Source organism: Actinomadura formosensis, assembly GCF_050948385.1.
Lineage (GTDB): Bacteria > Actinomycetota > Actinomycetes > Streptosporangiales > Streptosporangiaceae > Spirillospora > Spirillospora formosensis.
On sequence record NZ_CP192011.1, the window covers coordinates 4,299,229 to 4,315,954 of the forward strand.

General features: G+C 72.1%; 14 protein-coding genes and 1 tRNA gene. 8 read left to right on the forward strand and 7 right to left on the reverse strand.

The window, feature by feature from the left end:
* Positions 1-53: 53 nt before the first annotated feature.
* From ACQP1N_RS20530 to ACQP1N_RS20540, 3 genes are read right to left on the reverse strand one after another with little or no spacing between them, the layout of a single operon-like run.
* Entirely contained in the window at positions 54-821 is a 768-nt protein-coding gene (locus ACQP1N_RS20530; protein WP_067807996.1) for an AfsR/SARP family transcriptional regulator, read from the reverse strand.
* 25 nt (positions 822-846) lie between these two features.
* On the reverse strand, positions 847-3,960 hold the full coding sequence (locus ACQP1N_RS20535) for a non-ribosomal peptide synthetase (RefSeq protein ID WP_433226019.1): 3,114 nt from the start codon (positions 3,958-3,960) through the stop codon (positions 847-849).
* Complete coding sequence (locus ACQP1N_RS20540; RefSeq protein WP_433226021.1) at positions 3,957-4,682, reverse strand: hypothetical protein; 726 nt, start codon at positions 4,680-4,682, stop codon at positions 3,957-3,959. Before ACQP1N_RS20540 ends, ACQP1N_RS20535 begins: the two co-directional genes overlap by 4 nt.
* Before the next feature lie 321 nt (positions 4,683-5,003).
* Here ACQP1N_RS20540 and ACQP1N_RS20545 point away from each other — a divergent pair, with 321 nt between their 5' ends.
* The 6 genes from ACQP1N_RS20545 to ACQP1N_RS20570 all read left to right on the forward strand — a co-directional run bounded on the left by ACQP1N_RS20545 (position 5,004) and on the right by ACQP1N_RS20570 (position 12,576).
* Positions 5,004-5,306 carry a hypothetical protein gene (locus tag ACQP1N_RS20545; protein WP_067798265.1) on the forward strand — a complete coding sequence of 101 codons (303 nt, stop codon included), beginning with the start codon at positions 5,004-5,006 and terminating at the stop codon, positions 5,304-5,306.
* A complete protein-coding gene (locus tag ACQP1N_RS20550) occupies positions 5,303-6,106 on the forward strand; it encodes an SDR family NAD(P)-dependent oxidoreductase (protein ID WP_433226024.1) in 804 nt (267 codons plus the stop codon). The genes ACQP1N_RS20545 and ACQP1N_RS20550 overlap by 4 nt, the downstream gene beginning before the upstream one ends.
* A 23-nt stretch (positions 6,107-6,129) precedes the next feature.
* Entirely contained in the window at positions 6,130-6,738 is a 609-nt protein-coding gene (locus ACQP1N_RS20555; RefSeq protein WP_067798259.1) for a TetR/AcrR family transcriptional regulator, read from the forward strand.
* 99 nt (positions 6,739-6,837) lie between these two features.
* The gene (locus ACQP1N_RS20560) at positions 6,838-8,403 is read left to right on the forward strand and encodes an MFS transporter (protein ID WP_067798256.1); all 1,566 of its coding nucleotides are present in this window, start codon (positions 6,838-6,840) and stop codon (positions 8,401-8,403) included.
* Between the two features lie 305 nt (positions 8,404-8,708).
* Positions 8,709-9,746, forward strand: coding sequence for a MupA/Atu3671 family FMN-dependent luciferase-like monooxygenase (locus tag ACQP1N_RS20565; protein ID WP_067798253.1), 1,038 nt, complete (start codon positions 8,709-8,711; stop codon positions 9,744-9,746).
* A gap of 172 nt (positions 9,747-9,918) precedes the next feature.
* Complete coding sequence (locus tag ACQP1N_RS20570; RefSeq protein WP_165488403.1) at positions 9,919-12,576, forward strand: AAA family ATPase; 2,658 nt, start codon at positions 9,919-9,921, stop codon at positions 12,574-12,576.
* Between the two features lie 36 nt (positions 12,577-12,612).
* Here the strand turns inward: ACQP1N_RS20570 and ACQP1N_RS20575 are convergent, their stop codons facing one another.
* On the reverse strand, positions 12,613-13,254 hold the full coding sequence (locus ACQP1N_RS20575) for a flavin reductase family protein (protein ID WP_207394097.1): 642 nt from the start codon (positions 13,252-13,254) through the stop codon (positions 12,613-12,615).
* A 206-nt stretch (positions 13,255-13,460) separates the two neighbouring features.
* Between ACQP1N_RS20575 and ACQP1N_RS20580 the strand changes: the two genes are divergently transcribed.
* A complete protein-coding gene (locus ACQP1N_RS20580) occupies positions 13,461-13,658 on the forward strand; it encodes a hypothetical protein (protein ID WP_067798247.1) in 198 nt (65 codons plus the stop codon).
* A 330-nt stretch (positions 13,659-13,988) separates the two neighbouring features.
* Here ACQP1N_RS20580 and ACQP1N_RS20585 read toward each other — a convergent pair.
* Positions 13,989-14,060 (reverse strand) — tRNA-Val (locus ACQP1N_RS20585).
* A gap of 80 nt (positions 14,061-14,140) precedes the next feature.
* On the reverse strand, positions 14,141-14,569 hold the full coding sequence (locus ACQP1N_RS20590) for a TIGR02611 family protein (protein ID WP_433226028.1): 429 nt from the start codon (positions 14,567-14,569) through the stop codon (positions 14,141-14,143).
* 285 nt (positions 14,570-14,854) lie between these two features.
* Here ACQP1N_RS20590 and ACQP1N_RS20595 point away from each other — a divergent pair, with 285 nt between their 5' ends.
* The gene (locus ACQP1N_RS20595; protein ID WP_067803963.1) at positions 14,855-15,268 is read left to right on the forward strand and encodes an SsgA family sporulation/cell division regulator; all 414 of its coding nucleotides are present in this window, start codon (positions 14,855-14,857) and stop codon (positions 15,266-15,268) included.
* Here ACQP1N_RS20595 and sthA read toward each other — a convergent pair.
* Positions 15,265-16,668 (reverse strand): Si-specific NAD(P)(+) transhydrogenase, encoded by a 1,404-nt coding sequence (gene sthA / locus ACQP1N_RS20600; RefSeq protein WP_067803965.1) that lies wholly within the window; start codon positions 16,666-16,668, stop codon positions 15,265-15,267. The two genes, ACQP1N_RS20595 and sthA, sit on opposite strands and share 4 nt — an antisense overlap.
* Between the last annotated feature and the right edge of the window lie 58 nt (positions 16,669-16,726).

Consider the following 16,726-nt stretch of genomic DNA (forward strand, 5'->3'; position numbering starts at 1 on the left):
CCGTGGTCCCGGGGATCTTCCCGGGCCCACGGCCTACTCCCACAGAAAAGCGGTCAGCCCGCGACGCGGACCCTTCCGGCGTCGCGCGCCAGGATCGTCCGCTGGACCTCACGGAGTTTGCGCCCCGGTTCGAGGCCCAGCTCCCGGTCGAGGGTCTCCCAAGCCATGCGGTAGACGCGCAGCGCGTCGGCGCGGCGGTCCGAGCCGTACAGGGCGCGCATGAGCTGCTCGTAGAAGACCTCGTTGAGCGGATAGTCGTTGATCAGCCCGTACAGGGGGCTTACCACCTCGCGGTGGCGGCCGAGCATCAGCCTGGCCTCCACGTCCATCTCCAGGCACTCCACCCGGGTCTCCTCGACCCGGGCGACGAGGCTGCGGCCGATCGGGCCGAGCGTGAGGCCGCTCAGCATGGGCCCGTGCCAGAGGCCGAGGGCGCGCTCGAACACCGCCAGGGCGTCCTCGCAGCGCTCCCGCATCAGCAGCGTCCGGCCCGTCCTGACGTGCTCCTGGAACACCAGGTAGTCGACGTCGGCGGGGTCGACGCGCAGCAGGTAGCCGGGCGCCTGGGTGACGATCGGGCCGGCGGGCGCGCCGAACCGCGACAGCAGCTTGCGGAGCTGCGAGATGTAGACGTGCAGGGCCGGGACGGCCCGCAGCGGCGGCTCCTCGTCCCAGATCTCACTGATCAGCTGCTTGGTCGACACCACCTGGTTCGGGCAGACCAGCAGCGCGGCGAGGGCTGTCTCGATCTTCTGGGCCCGGACGATGTGCGAGGTGCCGCCGTCCACCAGCCGGACCGGCCCCAGAACCTGGTACTTCATGCGTCGTCTCCTCCACCGGATCCGGTCACTCGTGCGCCGGGTCCTGCTTGGCGAGCTCCGACCGCACGCGGGCGGCCAGAGCCAGGGGCGTCGGATGTTCGAAGATCTCGGCAAGCGGCAGTCCCACCGACGTCAGCTCCTCGACCCGCTGGCCGAGCAGCGCGCCCTGAAGCGAGTCGCCGCCGCTGAGGAAGAAGTTGGTGCCGGGCTCCGGGTCGGGCACGCCGAGCAGGTCGTGCCACAGCCGGAGCAGCTCCGTCACCAGCTCGTCGCCGCCCGTGTCTCCCGCGTCCGAACGCGCGGCGGCCGGACGGGCGGCTGCCTCCTCCTCCTGCCCCGCGAGCCGCGTGAGCGCCGGATAGTCGACCTTGTCGTTGGCGGTCGTCGGGAACGCCTCGACCACCGCGAACCGCGCCGGGACCATCGAGCGCGGCATCCGCTCGGCCGCCCACCGCCACAGTTCCTCGGGCTCCGGCGGCGTCCCGGCCGTGGTGACGTAGGCGATCAGCCTTCCGTCCGCGCTCGGGTCGCCGTGCAGGACGACGGCCGCCGCGCGCAAAGCGGGGTGCTCGGCGAGCGTCGCCTCGACCTCGCCCAGCTCGATCCGGTTGCCGCGCAGCTTGATCTGCCGGTCGCCGCGGCCGAGCAGGACGAGGCTGCCGTCCGCGTGCCAGAAGGCGGTGTCCCCCGTGCGGTAGACACGGCCGAGGCCGGGGACGTCCGGGAAGCGCTCGGCGGTCAGCTCGGGACGGCCGTGGTAGCCGTCGGCGAGCCCGGCGCCGGCGATGCACAGCTCGCCCCACACGCCGATCGGCAGCTCCCGGTCCCGGTCGTCCAGTACGTGGACGCGGGTGTCGCGGATGGGCCGGCCCACGTTCACCTGCCGGTCGACGGGGCCGAACAGCACCGCCGAGGTCGACCAGATCGTCGTCTCGGTCGGGCCGTAGACGTGGTGCAGCTCGCAGCCGGTGTCGAGGAGGCGGCGGGCCAGCTCGGGCGGCGGCGGTTCGCCGCCGCACAGCGCCTGCCGTCCGCCGAGGGCCTGGCCCGCGTCGTCCAGCACGGCCCGCCAGGTAGTGGGCGTCGCCTGGACGGCGTCGGCCTGGTGCCGGGTGAGGAGGTCGGCGAGGGCCCGGCCGTTCAGCCGCGCCTCGTCGGGCGCGACCACGACGTGACCTCCCGAGGCGAGCGGCACCAGCAGCTCGAGGCCGGAGATGTCGAAGGCGAACGTGGTCAGCCAGACCATCGCGTAACCGTCGCCCGCGCCGAGCTCGTCCGCGAAGTGCGCGACGAGGTTCGCCAGCGCGCGGCGGCCGACGAGGGTGCCCTTCGGGCGTCCCGTCGAACCCGAGGTGTACATCAGGTAGGCGAGCGCGTCCGGGTCCTCGTCCGGGACAGGGCCGGGCGTGCCCGTCGCTGGGACCGGCGGCACCTCCACCGCGCGCGGGACCTCGACGTCCGGCCGCTTCCCAGACCACAGCAGCGTCCCGGCGCCGGAGTCGTCGACCTGGTAGGCGAGCCGGGAGGCGGGGTGGTCGGGGTCGAGCGGCAGGTAGGCGGCGCCCGTCAGCCACACGCCCAGGACGGCCGCCGCCAGTTCGGGGCCGCGAGGGGCCGCGACCGCGACGATGTCGCCCGGCCCGGCACCGTCCAGCGCGTCGCGGACTGCGAGCGCGGCCGTCCAGAGCCCGCCCCTGGTGACCACACGGTCGCCGTCGACCAGGGCGGTCGCCGCCGGGTCGGCGGCGGCGCGGGCATGCACGGAGGTGAGCACGGCGGGGGCGTCGTCCGCGGCGGTGTCGTTGGCCGCGCCGATGACGGACCGGTCGCGCTCGCCCCACGCCCGCAGGGCGCCGACGGCGGCGTCCGGGTCGCTCTCCAGCGCGAGCAACAGGTGCTCGAAGCGCTCGTACATCAGCTCGACGTCGTCCCGATCGAACAGCTCCGAGCGGTAGACCACGCGGATTCGGATGCCGTCCGGGGCGGACATGACGAAGAACTCCAGGTCGAATTTCGCCGAGCCGTTCTCCAGGTGCAGCGGCTCGGCCTTGGTGCCGGCCAGCGCGAACGCCGGGACGCCGAAGCCCTCCACGTAGTTGAAGGCGTGCTGGAAAAGCATGTTCCGCCAGGTGTCGCCGGTGCGGCGGGTGCGGCGGGTCAGCTCGTCGACCGGGACGTCGGCGTGCGTCAGCGCGTCGAAGTACCCGTCGCGGGTGCGGCGCACGAAGTCCCGGACGCTCTCGCCCGGGTCGAGCCGCATCCGCAGGGGCAGCACGTTGATGTGGTAGCCGATGGCGCGAGGCGCGTCCTGCGGCCGGATGTTGGCCGGGACGCCGACGACGAGGTCGGGCCCGGCACCGTGCGCGTCGAGCATCAGCAGGTAGGCCGCCAGCAGCACGACCGTCTCCGGCGCGCGGACCGTGCGCTGGAGACGGCGGACGGCCGCGACCGCGGACTCCGGCAGCGCCCGGACCAGGTGGTCACCGGCCAGCGTCGGCGCCGGGACGTCGGCGCGCCCGCAGCGCAGCGCGGCGGGCGCGGCGGCGTGCCCGGCCAGCTGTTCCCGCCAGTACTCCTCGCTCTTCGCCCGGACCGGCGGGTCGGGCAGCGCGGGCGCCACGGCGGCCAGCGCCGGCGGGAGCGGCCGCCCGGCGGCCAGGCACTCGTAGGCGGCGGCGAACTCCTCGACGAACACCGGGATGGACGTGGCGTCGAAGACCAGATGGTGGACGACGAAGCACAGGGCGTCGCCGTCCGGCCCGACCAGCAGGCCCGCCCGCAGCAGCGGCGCGCCGGTCATCTCGAAGGGCCGCGCGACGAACGGCGCGAACTCGTCCTCCGGTTCGCCCCCTGCGGACGTCAGCCGAAGCACCTCGGGGGCGTCGGCCTCCTCCACCGGCAGGACCGTGCGGGTCAGCTTCGCGCCCTCGGCGCGGTAGCCGGTGCGCAGCGACTCGTGGCGGCGCAGCAACGCCGTGAGCGCGGCGCGGACGGCGGGCAGCGAAATCCGTCCCTCGGCGCGGAAGGCGAAAGCCAGGTTGTTGGGCACGCCCGGGACCATCCGGTCGAGGAGCCACAGTGCCTCTTCCCGGACGGTGGCGGGCCGTGCGGCGGGCGCGTTCTGGACGGGCGCGGTCACCGGTCCACCTCCCCGAGCAGGTCGCTGACGGCCGCCACGACGTTCGCGTCGCGCAGCAGTTCGGCGTGCGGCAGGTCGAAGACGATCTCCCGCGCGACGGTGCCGTCCCGCTGGCCGGGCGGCAGGGTGTTGAGGCCGTTGTGCTGGGTCGCCGAGGTGATGGCGGTCGCGGTGGCCCAGCCCTCGCGCGGGTCGAGCTCGGCGGCCGACACCAGGTAGGACAGGAAGGCGCGGAAGCCGCCGAGCAGCTCGGCGGTGCGGTCTGCGGCGAGCCCGACACCGGTGAGGGCCGGTTCGCCGTAGGCGACGACCAGATCGCTCAGCGCGACGGCCAGATCCGGCATGTTAGATATCTCATGCAAGGCCCGGTCGCCGTCGGCGCGGGCCGCGTCGGCCCGGCCCGGCCGCAAGAACCCGGCCAGCGCGCCGATCGCGTCGCAGTAGTGCCGGTGCAGCAGCTCCGGGTGCGGGCGCTCCGGGTCGAACACGATCAGCCGCGGAGCGTCCTGCCAGGTGGCGACGCGCGCCGCGAGGCCCGCCGCGAACACGCTGCCGACGCAGTAGCCCAGCACGGCGGTCACCCTGTGCCCCGACGCGCGGACGTCGGCGGTCCAGCGGTCCAGGTGGTCGCGCGCCGTATTGTCGGCGGGGTCGGGAGGCGCGGTCTCCCAGACGGCGCAGCCGGTCTCGACCTTGGGGATCAGGTCGCTGAAGGATCCCACGGTTCGGCCCGTGGTGGCGGAGAAGTCGGATGCGAGAATGAGGTTCCCCGTAGTGGAACCCCGAAGGACGTTGTACGCCGCAGGCTGTCCCATGTCCCCTCTTGATTTAATCCGATTGGCATGCGTGAATCGAGCTCAAGGCTCGCACCCGGTTCCGCGAACCGGAACCCCTATCCACGTCGGCTGCCTGCCGCGATTCCACCTCCTATCGCGCCGGTAGGGGCTGGTAGGGGCTTCTGCCACCTCCCCCGGCACACCTACGCTCCGTCCTGCCGGACTCAATTCAGTCCGCCTCGGACGAGCGTGAATTAAGGGGAGAGAATGGGCCTCGACGGCACCTGGCATCTGACTCTCGACAGCGCCATGGGAAAGCAGGAGTTCGATTTCGATATTAAGGCGGACGGCGACGGGCTGACCGGCACCGGGTCCGCCGAGGGCCGCGAGGTGGTCCCGGAGATCATCGGCGGGACGCTCGACGGCGACACCGCGTCCTGGAAGCTCAAGGTGCGCAAGCCGATGCGGATCACGCTGACGTTCACCGTCCAGGTGGCGGGCGACGAGATGACCGGCAAGACCAAGGCCGGGGTCTTCGGCAGCTTCCCCGTGACCGGCCGGCGGACATGACCGTCGCCGCTTTCGACCACGCCCCCCCGTTCACCGGGGCGACGGCGCTGGTGACCGGCGGCGGCTCGGGCATCGGCCTCGCCACCGCGCGCACGCTGGCCGCGCGCGGCGCCGAGGTCGCCTGCGTGGACCTCGACCCGTCCGCCGCCACCGACCCCCTTATAGGGGTGCGCGGCGACCTCGCCGACGACGGCGTCGCGGCGGCCGTTGGCACCGCGGCCGAGCGGCTCGGCGGCATCGACGTCCTGGTCAACCACGCCGGGACGCTCGCCAGGGGCTCGTTCGAGGACAACGATCTCGACGAGTGGCGGCGGGTCTTCGAGGTGAACGTGCTCGGGCTCGTCCGCGTCAGCCGGGCGGCCATGCCGTGGCTGCGCAAGTCGGCCAAGGCCGGGCGGAGCCCAGCGATCGTCAACACCTGCTCGATCACCGCGCTGGTGGGAATGCCGGGCGGGGCCGTCTACGGCGCGTCCAAGGGTGCGGTGTACTCGCTGACCCTGTCGATGGCCGCCGACCTGCTGGCCGAGGGGATCCGGGTGAACTGCGTGGCGCCCGGCCCGGTCGACACCCCTTGGGTGCGCCGCGAGCTCGCGGCCGCGCCCGACCCTGAGGCGGCCCTGGCGGCGGTGCACGCGCGGCAGCCCAACGGGCGGCTGATCACCGCCGAAGAGGTCGCCGAGGCGATCTGTCACCTGGCCGGGCCACTGTCGGCGGCCACCACCGGGACGGTGCACGTGATCGACGGCGGGCTGCGCGGCCTGCGGATCCCGGCCGCCGCCGGACGGCGATTGACAAAATGACATTCTGACGTCACAGTGTCAGCATGACAAGCAAGAAGCCGGCCGAGGACAGGCGCGTCGAGATCCTCACCGCGGCCATGACGGTCTTCGGCCGCTACGGCTACCGGCGCACGTCCATGGAAATGATCGCCAAGGCGGCGGGCATCTCGCGGCCCGCGCTGTATCAGCACTTCAGCGGGCGCGAGGACGTCTTCCGCGCGATGGGCGCCCACATGCTCGACGAGGTGTTGCGCAGCGCGCGGGAGGCCGCCGCGGCCGAGGGCGCGCTGGCCGACCAGCTGTACGCGGCCCTGGCGGTCAAGCTGCGGACGGTGCTCGGCTCGGTCGGCGCCGGGCACCGGGCCGAGCTGCTCACCGAGGCCGGGGTGATCGCCCCCGACCTGATGCTGTCGTTCAAGAACCGGTTCGCGGCCCTCGTCGCGGACCTGCTCGCCGCCGCGGTCGGCGGCCCGGACCGGCTCGCCCCCGGCATGACCGCCTACGAGTGCGCCGACCTGCTGCTGGACGCGGTCGTCGGGATCAGCCAGGCCGACGGCACGCCCGACCAGCTGCACCGGCGGCTGCGCCAGCTGGTGGAGCTGACCGTCCGCGGGCTCGGCACCCCCGAACCCGTGCCCGCGGGGAAGCCATGAACGACATGCATGACGTGCACGTCCGCACCACCGCGCGGCCGAACGACCCGCACGACCAAACGAATCCCGCACTAACGTCCGTCAGGAGATCCGCCAGTCATGGATGCCGCCACCGTTTACCGACGCCGATGGCTGACCCTGGCCGTCCTCAGCCTCTGCCTCGTGATCAGCGGGCTCGACGCCCTGGTGATCGCCATGGCGGTGCCGAAGATCCAGAGTGATCTCGGCGCCACCGTCGGGGAGATGCAATGGTCGGTCGACGCGTACACGCTGACCTTCGGCGGGCTGCTGCTGCTCGCCGGCACCCTCGGCGACCGTCTCGGGCACAAACCGATGCTGCTCGGCGGGCTGGTACTGATCCTCGGCTTCTCCGTCGCCGCCGCATTCGCCGGGACGCCCGCCACCCTGATCGGCTTCCGCGCCGGGATGGGGCTCGGCTCGGCGATGGTGATGCCCGCCACCCTGGCGATCATCAAGCACATCTTCCCGCCCGAGGAGCAGGCCAAGGCCATCGGCGTCTGGTCGGGCGCCGCCGGGATCGGCATCCCGCTCGGCCCGGTGATCGGCGGGCTGCTGCTGGACCACTTCTGGTGGGGCTCGATCTTCCTGATCAACGTGCCGGTCGTGGCGATCGCGCTGGCCGCCGGGATGCTGCTGATCCCCTACTGGCGCACGGAGCGGCCGAACCGGCTCGACCCGGTGGGCGCGGTGCTCGCCGTCGCGGGGCTCGTCCTGCTGGTCTACGGGCTGATCGAGGTCCCGGTGCACGGCTGGACGGGCGCGCAGACCCTGGTCGGGCTGATCGCCGGCGTGGTGCTGCTCGTCGCGTTCGTGGCCTGGGAGGCGCGTACCGGCACCCCGATGCTGCCGCTGTCGCTGTTCGCCAACCGTCGCTTCAGCGGCTCCGCCGCCGCCCTGACCTGCCAGGCGTTCGCGCTATTCGGCAGCCTGTTCGTGCTCACCCAGTACTTCCAGATCGCCCGGCACCACGACCCGCTGTCGTCCGGGCTGCGCATCCTCGCGATCTGCACGCTGATCATCTCCTCGCCGCTGGCGCCCTACGTGGTCAAGGCCATCGGCGACAAGCTGACCATCATCACCGGCCTGCTGATCATCGCGGCGGGCGCGTTCGCGCTGTCCACCGCCGACGTCACCGCCGAGACGACGGTGCTGGTCAGCCTGGCCGTCATGGGCTTCGGCATCGGCCTTTCCATCCCGCCGTCGGTGGACGGCATCCTCGCCAACGCGCCCTCGCACCAGGCCGGCACGGCGTCCGCCGTCAACGACACCGCCCTGCAGGTCGGCGGCGCCATCGGCGTCGCGGTGCTCGGCACCGCGATGACCTCGGCCTACCAAGGCGCGCTGCCGTCGCTCGCCGGGCTGTCGGCCGCCGACCGGTCGCAGGTGCGCGACTCGCTGGGCAGCGCGCTCGCCACGACCGCGCGGCTCGGCCAGAACGGCCAGCAGCTCGCCGCCCAGGCCACCGACGCGTTCGGCACGGGCATGGGGGCGGCCGCGATCACCAGCGGTTGTGTGGCGCTGCTGGGCGCGGCGATCACCATCCTGCTCATGCCCCGCGGCCAGAAGAGCCCGGCCGCGGCCCACACCAGAGCGGCCGCCGACGACCCCCAGGACGCGCGCCTCGGCACCGGCGTCGCGGACTGACCCCGACGGGTCCGCCGCTCCGGGGATCGGCCGGACCGCCCGCCCAGGCGGTCCGGCCGATTCGCCGCCGCCGGTGACCGAAACGTGAACGAGTGTGAACAGAAATCGGTCGAGCAGCACCACAACAATCGACCGGGCATTAATAGGGGGCGCCGCCGCCCCGGATAGGGGGCGGCATAGGGGTTCGCCGAGTCGATCGACGAGTTATCTTGCAGAGCGGCGAGTGAGAAGCGCTCGATTCGGCAGCCGATGATCACGGTCGGCCGGTCAGAAAATAGCGATCCACCTTTAAGGGGGCCATAGCCGTGGACTTCGGTCTGTTCTATTTCGCCGACACCGGAATCGCCGCAGACAACAGATATCAGCTCCTTGTGGAGGGGGCCAGGTTCGCCGACGCGAACGATTTCACGGCGATCTGGACGCCCGAGCGTCATTTCCATTCCTTCGGCGGGCTCTATCCGAACCCGGCGGTGACCTCGGCGGCCCTCGCCACCATCACCGAGCGCGTCGCGCTCCGCGCGGGCAGCGTCGTCGCGCCCCTGCACCACCCCGTGCGCATCGCCGAGGAATGGTCGGTCGTCGACAACCTGTCCGGGGGCAGAGTCGGCATCTCCTTCGCGTCCGGGTGGAACGCCGTCGACTTCGCGCTTCGGGCGGAGAACTTCCGCGACAGCAAGCAGGTGCTGATCGACACCGTGGACGCCGTGCGGCGGCTGTGGCGGCAGGAGGAGCTGGAGTTCACCGACGGCACCGGCGCCACCTCGGCGGTACGGATCTACCCGCCGCCGGTGCAGCCGGAGCTGCCCGTCTGGCTCACCAGCGCGGGCTCCGAGGAGACCTTCCGCAAGGCCGGTGAGCTGGGTATCGGCATCCTCACCCACCTGCTGGGGCAGGACCTGGACACGCTGGCCGGCAAGATCGGCGTCTACCGTGACGCGCACGCCGCGCACCACGGCGGCGACCGCGGCACCGTCGCGCTGATGCTGCACACCTACATCGGCACCGACCGAGACGAGGTCAGGGAGCTGGTGCGCGCCCCGTTCAGCGCGTACCTGCGCAGCTCCATCGGGCTGTTCGCGCGGGCGATCAGCGCCGACATGCCGGGCGTCGACCTGGACCGGCTGACCCCGGCCGATCTGGACTTCCTCGTCGCCCGCTCGTTCGACCGCTACTTCGACACCGGAGGATTGTTCGGCACCGTCCAGGACGCGGCGAAGATGGTCACCACCCTCGCCGACATCGGCGTGGACGACCTCGCGTGCCTCATCGACTTCGGGCTCGACACCGAAGTGGCGCTCGACGGGCTGGCACGGCTCGACGAGGTGCGGCGGCTGCACCGCTGATTCGCGCGGGCGGCAGATAATACCTGGACGCCCCGCCATCCGCCCGAGGATTCCTCCCGGTCCGAGGGCGGACGTCCTTGCCCGTCCCGCCGAGCCGATGAGAGACTCAGCGTCAATCCCCGCAAAGCGACAAGTCCAGTTGTTCTTTTGGCACCACGGGGGTGACTTGAACGTGGAACGTGAAGCGGAATTGGCCGTACTGTCCTCCCTTCTCTCCGCGAGCTTGAAGGGCAGGGGCCGGGTGGCGGTGATCACCGGACCCACCGGTTACGGCAAGACGACCCTGCTGCGGACGTTCGCCGACCATGCGGAAAAGCAGGGGGCGGTGTTCATCAGCGCCACCGCGGCGCGCACCGAGAACGGCGTTCCGGAACTGTTCGGGCAGTTAGCACGACACCCCCGGCTGCCCGCCGCGTCCGGCCCGCCGGTGCAGCTCCCCGCGGATGGCGACCCGGCCCTGTCCAGCTCCGCGCTGCACCGCATGTGGAAGCCGGTGCACGAACTCGCCGCCGAGGCGCCCGTGGTCATCGGCGTGGACGACGTCCACCACGCCGACGAGGCGGTGCTGCGCTCCCTCCTCCACCTCACCCGCCGGCTAGAGACGTCGCCGATCGTGGTCGTGCTGACCCTGTCGTCCTGCTCGCTGGACGAGCGTGCGTCCTTCACCGCCGAGCTGCGCAGCCAGCCGCACTGCCGGCACATCCGGCTGCGCCCGCTGGCCGCGCCCGCGGTGGCCGGGATCGTGACCCGCGGGCTCGGCTCCGCCGTCCCTGACGACTGCCTGGAGGCGTTCCACCGGCTGAGCGGCGGCAACCCGCTGCTGCTCGACGCCCTGGTCGCCGACACCCGCGCCGCCCGCCCGGCCCGGCCGCACGCGGTGGCGGGCAACGACTACGTCCAGGCCGTCTGGCAGTGCCTGCACCGCGCCCATCCCGCGGTCGTGGACTGCGCGCGGGCCGTCGCCGTGCTCGGCGGGGACGCCTCGCCCGCACCCGCCCTGCTCGGCCGGATACTCGACGCCGACCCGGCCGACATCGCGCTGGCGCTGCAGAGCCTGGAGACGATCGGCCTTTTGGAGGACGGCGGCTTCCGCGACGAGGCCGCCCGCGAGGCCCTGTACGCCAAGGTCCCCGCCCGCGAGCGCGCCGCGATGCACCTGCACGCGGCCTGCGCGCTGCGCGAGGACGGGGAGCCCGCTGCGCGGGTGGCCCGCCCGCTGGCCGAGGCGGGCACGGTCGGCGCCGGCTGGATGATCGACGTGCTCCGCCAGGCCGCCGACCACGAGCAGCACGACGGCGACTTCACCAGCGCCATCCGCTACCTGCGGCTGGCCCGCCAGGCCGCGAGCGCGCACGGCGGGGACGAGGCCCAGCTCACCGCGGAGCTGGCCAGCGCCGAATGGCAGGTCGACCCGCTCCAGGTCGTCCGGCTGCTGCCCGAGCTGCGGGCCGCCGCGGCGGCCGGGCGGCTGACCGACCGCCAGACCGAGGACCTGGTCACCTACCTGCTGTGGCACGGCCGGCGGGAGCAGGCGCGCGCGCTGCTCACCGGCGGCACCGACCGGCTGCCGGCGACCGGCTGGGCGTCCCGGTTCCGCTCCTGGCTGTATCCGACGCTGCTGGCCGACCTCGGCGGCGCGCCGCCCGACGACCGCTCCGTCGAGGTCGCGGTGATCACGGGCGGCGAGATGGACGACGACCTGCTCATCGCGGCCGAGCAGGTGCTGCTCAGCACCCGCCTGGACGACTCCGTCCTGGTGCCCGCCCTCACCGCGCTGGCCGTCCTCGTCTACACCGAGGGGCTGGACCGCGCCGCGGCGTGGATCGACATCCTGCTGAAGGCGGCCGAGCGGCGCGGCTCGCTGACCTGGCAGGCGCTGCTGTCCACCACCAGCTCGATCATCGACGTGCGGCGCGGCGACCTGCGGACCGCCGAGGGGCACGCGCAGCGCTCCCTGACCCTGCTGTCCAACCGGAGCTGGGGGATGGCGCTCGGCCTGCCGCTGTCCAGTTCAATCCAGATCGCCACCGCCTGCGGCCGCTACGACGAGGCGGCCAAGTTCCTGCGGGTCCCGCTGCCCGACGGCATGTTCGAGACGCTGCCGGGCCTCTACTACATGTTCGCGCGCGGCCACTACCACGCCGCGATCGGGCAGCATCTGACCGCGCTCGCCGACTTCGGCTCCTGCGGCGACCTAATGCGCGGCTGGGGCAACGACCAGCCCGCGCTCGTCCCCTGGCGCGGCGAGGCGGCCCGCGCCTGCCTGCGCCTCGGCCGCACCGACCGGGCCCGCGCGCTTGTGGAGGAGCAGATGGCGCGGACCATGTCCTGGGACGCCCGGACCCGCGGCGCCTCGCTGCGAGTGCTGGCCGAGCTCGCCGCCCCGGACGAACGGGCCGTCCTGCTCGCCGAGGCCGTCTCCGCCCTGGAGGGGACGACCGACCGCGTCGGGCTGGCCACCGCCCTCACGGAGCTGAGCCTGGCCCGGACGGCGCTCCGCGACGAGGACGGCGCCCGCGACGCCGCCCGGAGCGCCCGCCCGCTGATCAAGAAGTGCGGGCTGGAGCCGCTCGCCGCGGCGCTGCCCGGCGGCGGCCCGGACCGCGACGGCGGGGACAAGCCGCTGCGGATCGCCGGCCCCACCGCGGAGCTGAGCGACGCCGAGCAGCGCGTCGCCTCGCTGGCGGCGGCGGGCTTCTCCAACCGGCAGATCGCCAGCGAGCTGTTCATCACGGTCAGCACCGTCGAGCAGCACCTCACCCGCGTCTACCGCAAGCTCAACGTGTCCCGCCGCCCGAATCTCGCCAAGGCCCTCGGCACCCCCGCCTGACCCTGACCGTCCGCCCCTCGCCCCTCGCCCAACGGGTCAGCCCGTCCGCCGGACCTGCCAGCACGGGAGCGTCAGCACCCGCTCGACGTCCCCGTGCTGGGCGAGGCCCACCATCTCGTCCAGCAGTGCGCCGTCGAGCCGGTCGACGAGCCGGCCGCCGCCCTCGCTCAGGGTCCAGAACCGGCCACCTTGGAAGACCAGCGGCCGCTCCCACGGGACGGTGCTCGCCGCCCGCACCTCCAGCAGGACGATCACATGGTCGCCCGCGGGCACACCCGCGGCGACGGCGCACTCCAGCCACGCGACCGCGCCGCGCAGGAACACCGCGTCGCCGTCGCCCGCCGTCCAGTCGACGCCGTCGAACCGGCTATCCGCCGGGCTGGCGAGCGCCCTGCAGAGCGCCCCGTCACGCTCCCCGAGAACGCTCAGCCCGACGGTGCGGGCGCCGCGCACCCGCTGCCACGTCCGCGACGAGTCGGCCACGCAGACCGACACGAGCGGCGGGTCCAGCGACACCGAGGTGAACGAGCTGACCGCCATACCTGCGAGGGACCCGTCCGGGTCGAGCGCGCAGAGCCCGACCACCCCGCTGGGAAACTTCCCGAAGACGTCGCGCAGCGCCCGCTGCCCGGTCACCGGACGCAGCCTCGGAGGCCACGTCTCGCTCCCCACCTGCACCGTTCCCCCTCACTCAGTCGGGCCGTTGCGGGAATTCTCACGTGCGCGCCGCCGCCTGCAAACCCCTGTTCTGCGCTCTCCGCCGTACGCCCGCACCCCCTAAGGGGTGCGGCGCCCGTCGACTTGTGTAGGGGCCATGGAACGCGGGCGCCCGCCTGCGCGGTCATGCCGTGATGGCGGCCCGGTGCCAGTAGTGAGCCGCCGACATGCGGGAGGGCCCGTCCTCAGACGCCGGTGAGGTGCCGCTCGTCGAGGGGCTCACGCCGCACGGGCTGCGGCACAGCCACAAGACCTGGATGCTGGAGGACGCCATTCCGGAGGTGCTCCAGGCCGAACAGCTCGGTCACACCGTGCCCGGCGGGGCGTGTACTCCCACGTCTCGGACACCATGCGAGACGACCTGAAGACCAAGCTCCAGAAACGCTGGGAGATCTCGCTGCAGGAACGGCTCCGGCTCAGTGGGAGCTCGCCGGTCCCCGTGCTCAATGGGCTTTTAGCAAGTGCTCAGAGGCGGGTTCAGTCCCGGTCTCGATCTTGAGCGCCTAGCGACCCGTCATGCTGGTGGGGGTGGGATGAGGCCTCGTCCCACCCCTGCTGCATGACTACGCAGCGTGAGCAGAAGCAGGGCGTTCTTGTGGCCTCATTCGGGTGGGAGGGAGATGATCTCCCAAAATCCTCCCAGTTGATCACTCAGGCCCTGCCGCGGATGTGCGGGAGGGCCTGTGGAGTAGGGGTGGGCGATACTGGGTTCGAACCAGTGACCTCTTCGGTGTGAACGAAGCGCTCTCCCACTGAGCTAATCGCCCTGGTGGCCGCCGCTCGGCGGGGCCGACGTCGGAAACTCTAGCGCATCTTGGGGGGTCGCCGCGCATCGAGCGCGGGGGCGTCAGGTCCAGAAGGTGGGGTCGTCGATGTTCCAGGGGAGGGTGACGCCGTAGACGACCAGGTAGGCGGCCACGGCGGCGGCGACGAGGACGGCCGTGAGGGTGCCCAGGACGGTGTTGCGGCGGCGTTTGCGGGGGTCCAGGGCCTTTTCCTTGGCGCGGTCGGCGGCGGTCTTGGCGCGGTGGAGGGCGCGCTGGGCCCAGGCGAATTCCGTGGCGAGGATCGCCAGGCCGATGACGATGCCGAGCAGGCCGGGGCCGGGGGTGACCATCATGACCAGGCCGCCGGTGAGGACGGCCGCGCCGACGGTGAAGACGCCGAGGCGCCAGGCGGTGTTGAGGAGCGGGTTGCGTCGCACCAGCTCGCGGAAGCGGTGGAACGGTCCCGGTCTCTCCGGGGGCGGGGCGACCTTTTCGTGATTGATTGCCACAGATTTACCTTAGGCGAGAAGCCCAGCTCGCGGGACGTCGGAGAGCGCGCGGTTCGTCCTGCATTGGGGGCAGGCAGGGCGTCTCCAGGGTTCCGCAAGATCCGCTTTTGCGCAGGTCAGACGCTGGTTTTGCTACGGTGAGATGGATCACAAAGGCCGGGGACGCCGGAATGTTCCGCCGAGATCAGGCAGTTAGGCGTCATAGATCGCGGGGATGTCGGGAGGGGGAGAACCACCCACCGGAGCACCCGCGAGCCAGCGGGACCGACGTAAGAGGGAATGGCCATGAACAGCAGTACCACCGTCTCAGCGCAGCTGGGCCTTCGTCTCGTCGTCCCCGACCGCACGACCGTCCCTCTGCTCGCCGGGCTGGAGTACGCGGCCGACGACCCGTATGCGATCCGGATGGCCTTCTACGTGGGCGACGACGAGCCGGTGGAGTGGATCTTCGCCCGGGAGCTCCTCACGGTCGGCATCGTGCGCCGGGTCGGGGACGGGGACGTCGAGGTCTGGCCGGCCGACGACGACGGGGCGCTCAACCTCGCACTGTCGTCCCCGTTCGGGGACGCGCTGTTCGAGGTGCCGCTGTCGCCGCTCGCCGACTTCCTGCACCGCACCTACCAGGCCGTGCCCGCGGGGGAAGAGAGCGAGTTCATCGACATCGACGCCGAGCTGGAGAACCTGCTCTGGCCGTCCTAGCCGGACAGGCGGGCGACGTGGCGCATCTTGTTCATCGCGTCCAGGGCGGCGACCTTGTAGGACTCGGCCAGGGTCGGGTAGTTGAACACCGCGTTGACCAGGTAGTCGACGGTGCCGCCGCAGCCCATGACCGTCTGGCCGATGTGGACGAGCTCGGTGGCCCCGGTGCCGAACACGTGGACGCCGAGGAGACGGCGGTCCTCCGGTGAGACGAGGAGCTTCAGCATCCCGTAGGAGTCTCCGATGATCTGGCCGCGGGCGAGCTCGCGGTAGCGGGAGACGCCCACTTCGAAGGGGACCTTGGCCTCGGTGAGGGCGTCCTCGGTGCGGCCGACGAAGCTGATCTCGGGGATCGTGTAGATGCCGATGGGCTGGGTCTCGTGGATCTCCGAGACGGGCTCGCCGCAGGCGTGGTGGGCGGCGAGGCGGCCCTGCTCCATCGAGGTGGCGGCGAGGGCCGGGAAGCCGATCACGTCCCCGACCGCGTAGATGTGCGGGACGTCGGTGCGGTAGTCGTCGTCGACCTTGATGCGGCCGCGGTGGTCGGCGGTGAGCCCGGCGGCGTCCAGATCGAGGCCCCCGGTCATGCCCTGCCGTCCGGCCGAGTACATGACGGTGTCGGCGGGGATGCGCTTGCCGCTCTCCAGGACGGTGATCGTCCCGTCCGGCATCCGCTCGACGGACGCGACCGACTCGCCGAACCGGAACGTGACGGCCAGGTCGCGCAGGTGGTACTTGAGCGCCTCGACGATCTCCAGGTCGCAGAAGTCCAGCATCCGCTCGCGGCGTTCGACGACGGTGACCTTGGTGCCGAGGGCGGCGAACATGGAGGCGTACTCGATGCCGATGACGCCCGCGCCGACGACGACCATGGTCTCCGGGATGCGGTCCATGTGGATGATGCCGTCGGAGTCGATGATCGTCCGGTCGTCGAAGTCGACGGTGTCGGGCCGCGCCGGGCGGGTGCCGGTCGCGATCACGATGCGGTCGGCGGTGACCCTCCGCTCGCGGCCCCCGGCGCCGGTGATCCCGATGACGTTGGGCTCCAGGAAGCGTCCCGTGCCCGGCAGGACGGTGACGTGGTTGCGGGCGAGCTGGTTGCGGACGACGTCGGTCTCCCGGCCGATGACGTGCTGGGTCCGCATCCCGAGGTCGGCGACGGTGATCTCGTTTTTGACCCGGTAGCTCTGCCCGTAGAGCTCGCGCTGGTTGAGGCCGGTCAGGTACATCACGGCCTCGCGCATCGTCTTGGACGGGATCGTCCCCGTGTTGATGCAGACGCCGCCGATCATCTCGTGGCGGTCGACGATGCCGACCTTGCGGCCCAGCTTGGCGGCGGCGATGGCCGCGCGCTGCCCGCCGGGCCCGGACCCGAGCACGAGGAGATCAAAGTCGTTCACGTCCCCAGTGTGACGGTTCGCCCCCTTCCCGATATAGGTTTTGGACTGATTGGTCACG

Bases quoted from the DNA above. Each gene is read 5' to 3' on its own strand.
- ACQP1N_RS20530 (WP_067807996.1), bottom strand. From the start codon at position 821: ATGAAGTACCAGGTTCTGGGGCCGGTCCGGCTGGTGGACGGCGGCACC.
- ACQP1N_RS20545 (WP_067798265.1), top strand. From the start codon at position 5,004: ATGGGCCTCGACGGCACCTGGCATCTGACTCTCGACAGCGCCATGGGA.
- ACQP1N_RS20550 (WP_433226024.1), top strand. From the start codon at position 5,303: ATGACCGTCGCCGCTTTCGACCACGCCCCCCCGTTCACCGGGGCGACG.
- ACQP1N_RS20555 (WP_067798259.1), top strand. From the start codon at position 6,130: ATGACAAGCAAGAAGCCGGCCGAGGACAGGCGCGTCGAGATCCTCACC.
- ACQP1N_RS20560 (WP_067798256.1), top strand. From the start codon at position 6,838: ATGGATGCCGCCACCGTTTACCGACGCCGATGGCTGACCCTGGCCGTC.
- ACQP1N_RS20580 (WP_067798247.1), top strand. From the start codon at position 13,461: ATGCGGGAGGGCCCGTCCTCAGACGCCGGTGAGGTGCCGCTCGTCGAG.
- ACQP1N_RS20595 (WP_067803963.1), top strand. From the start codon at position 14,855: ATGAACAGCAGTACCACCGTCTCAGCGCAGCTGGGCCTTCGTCTCGTC.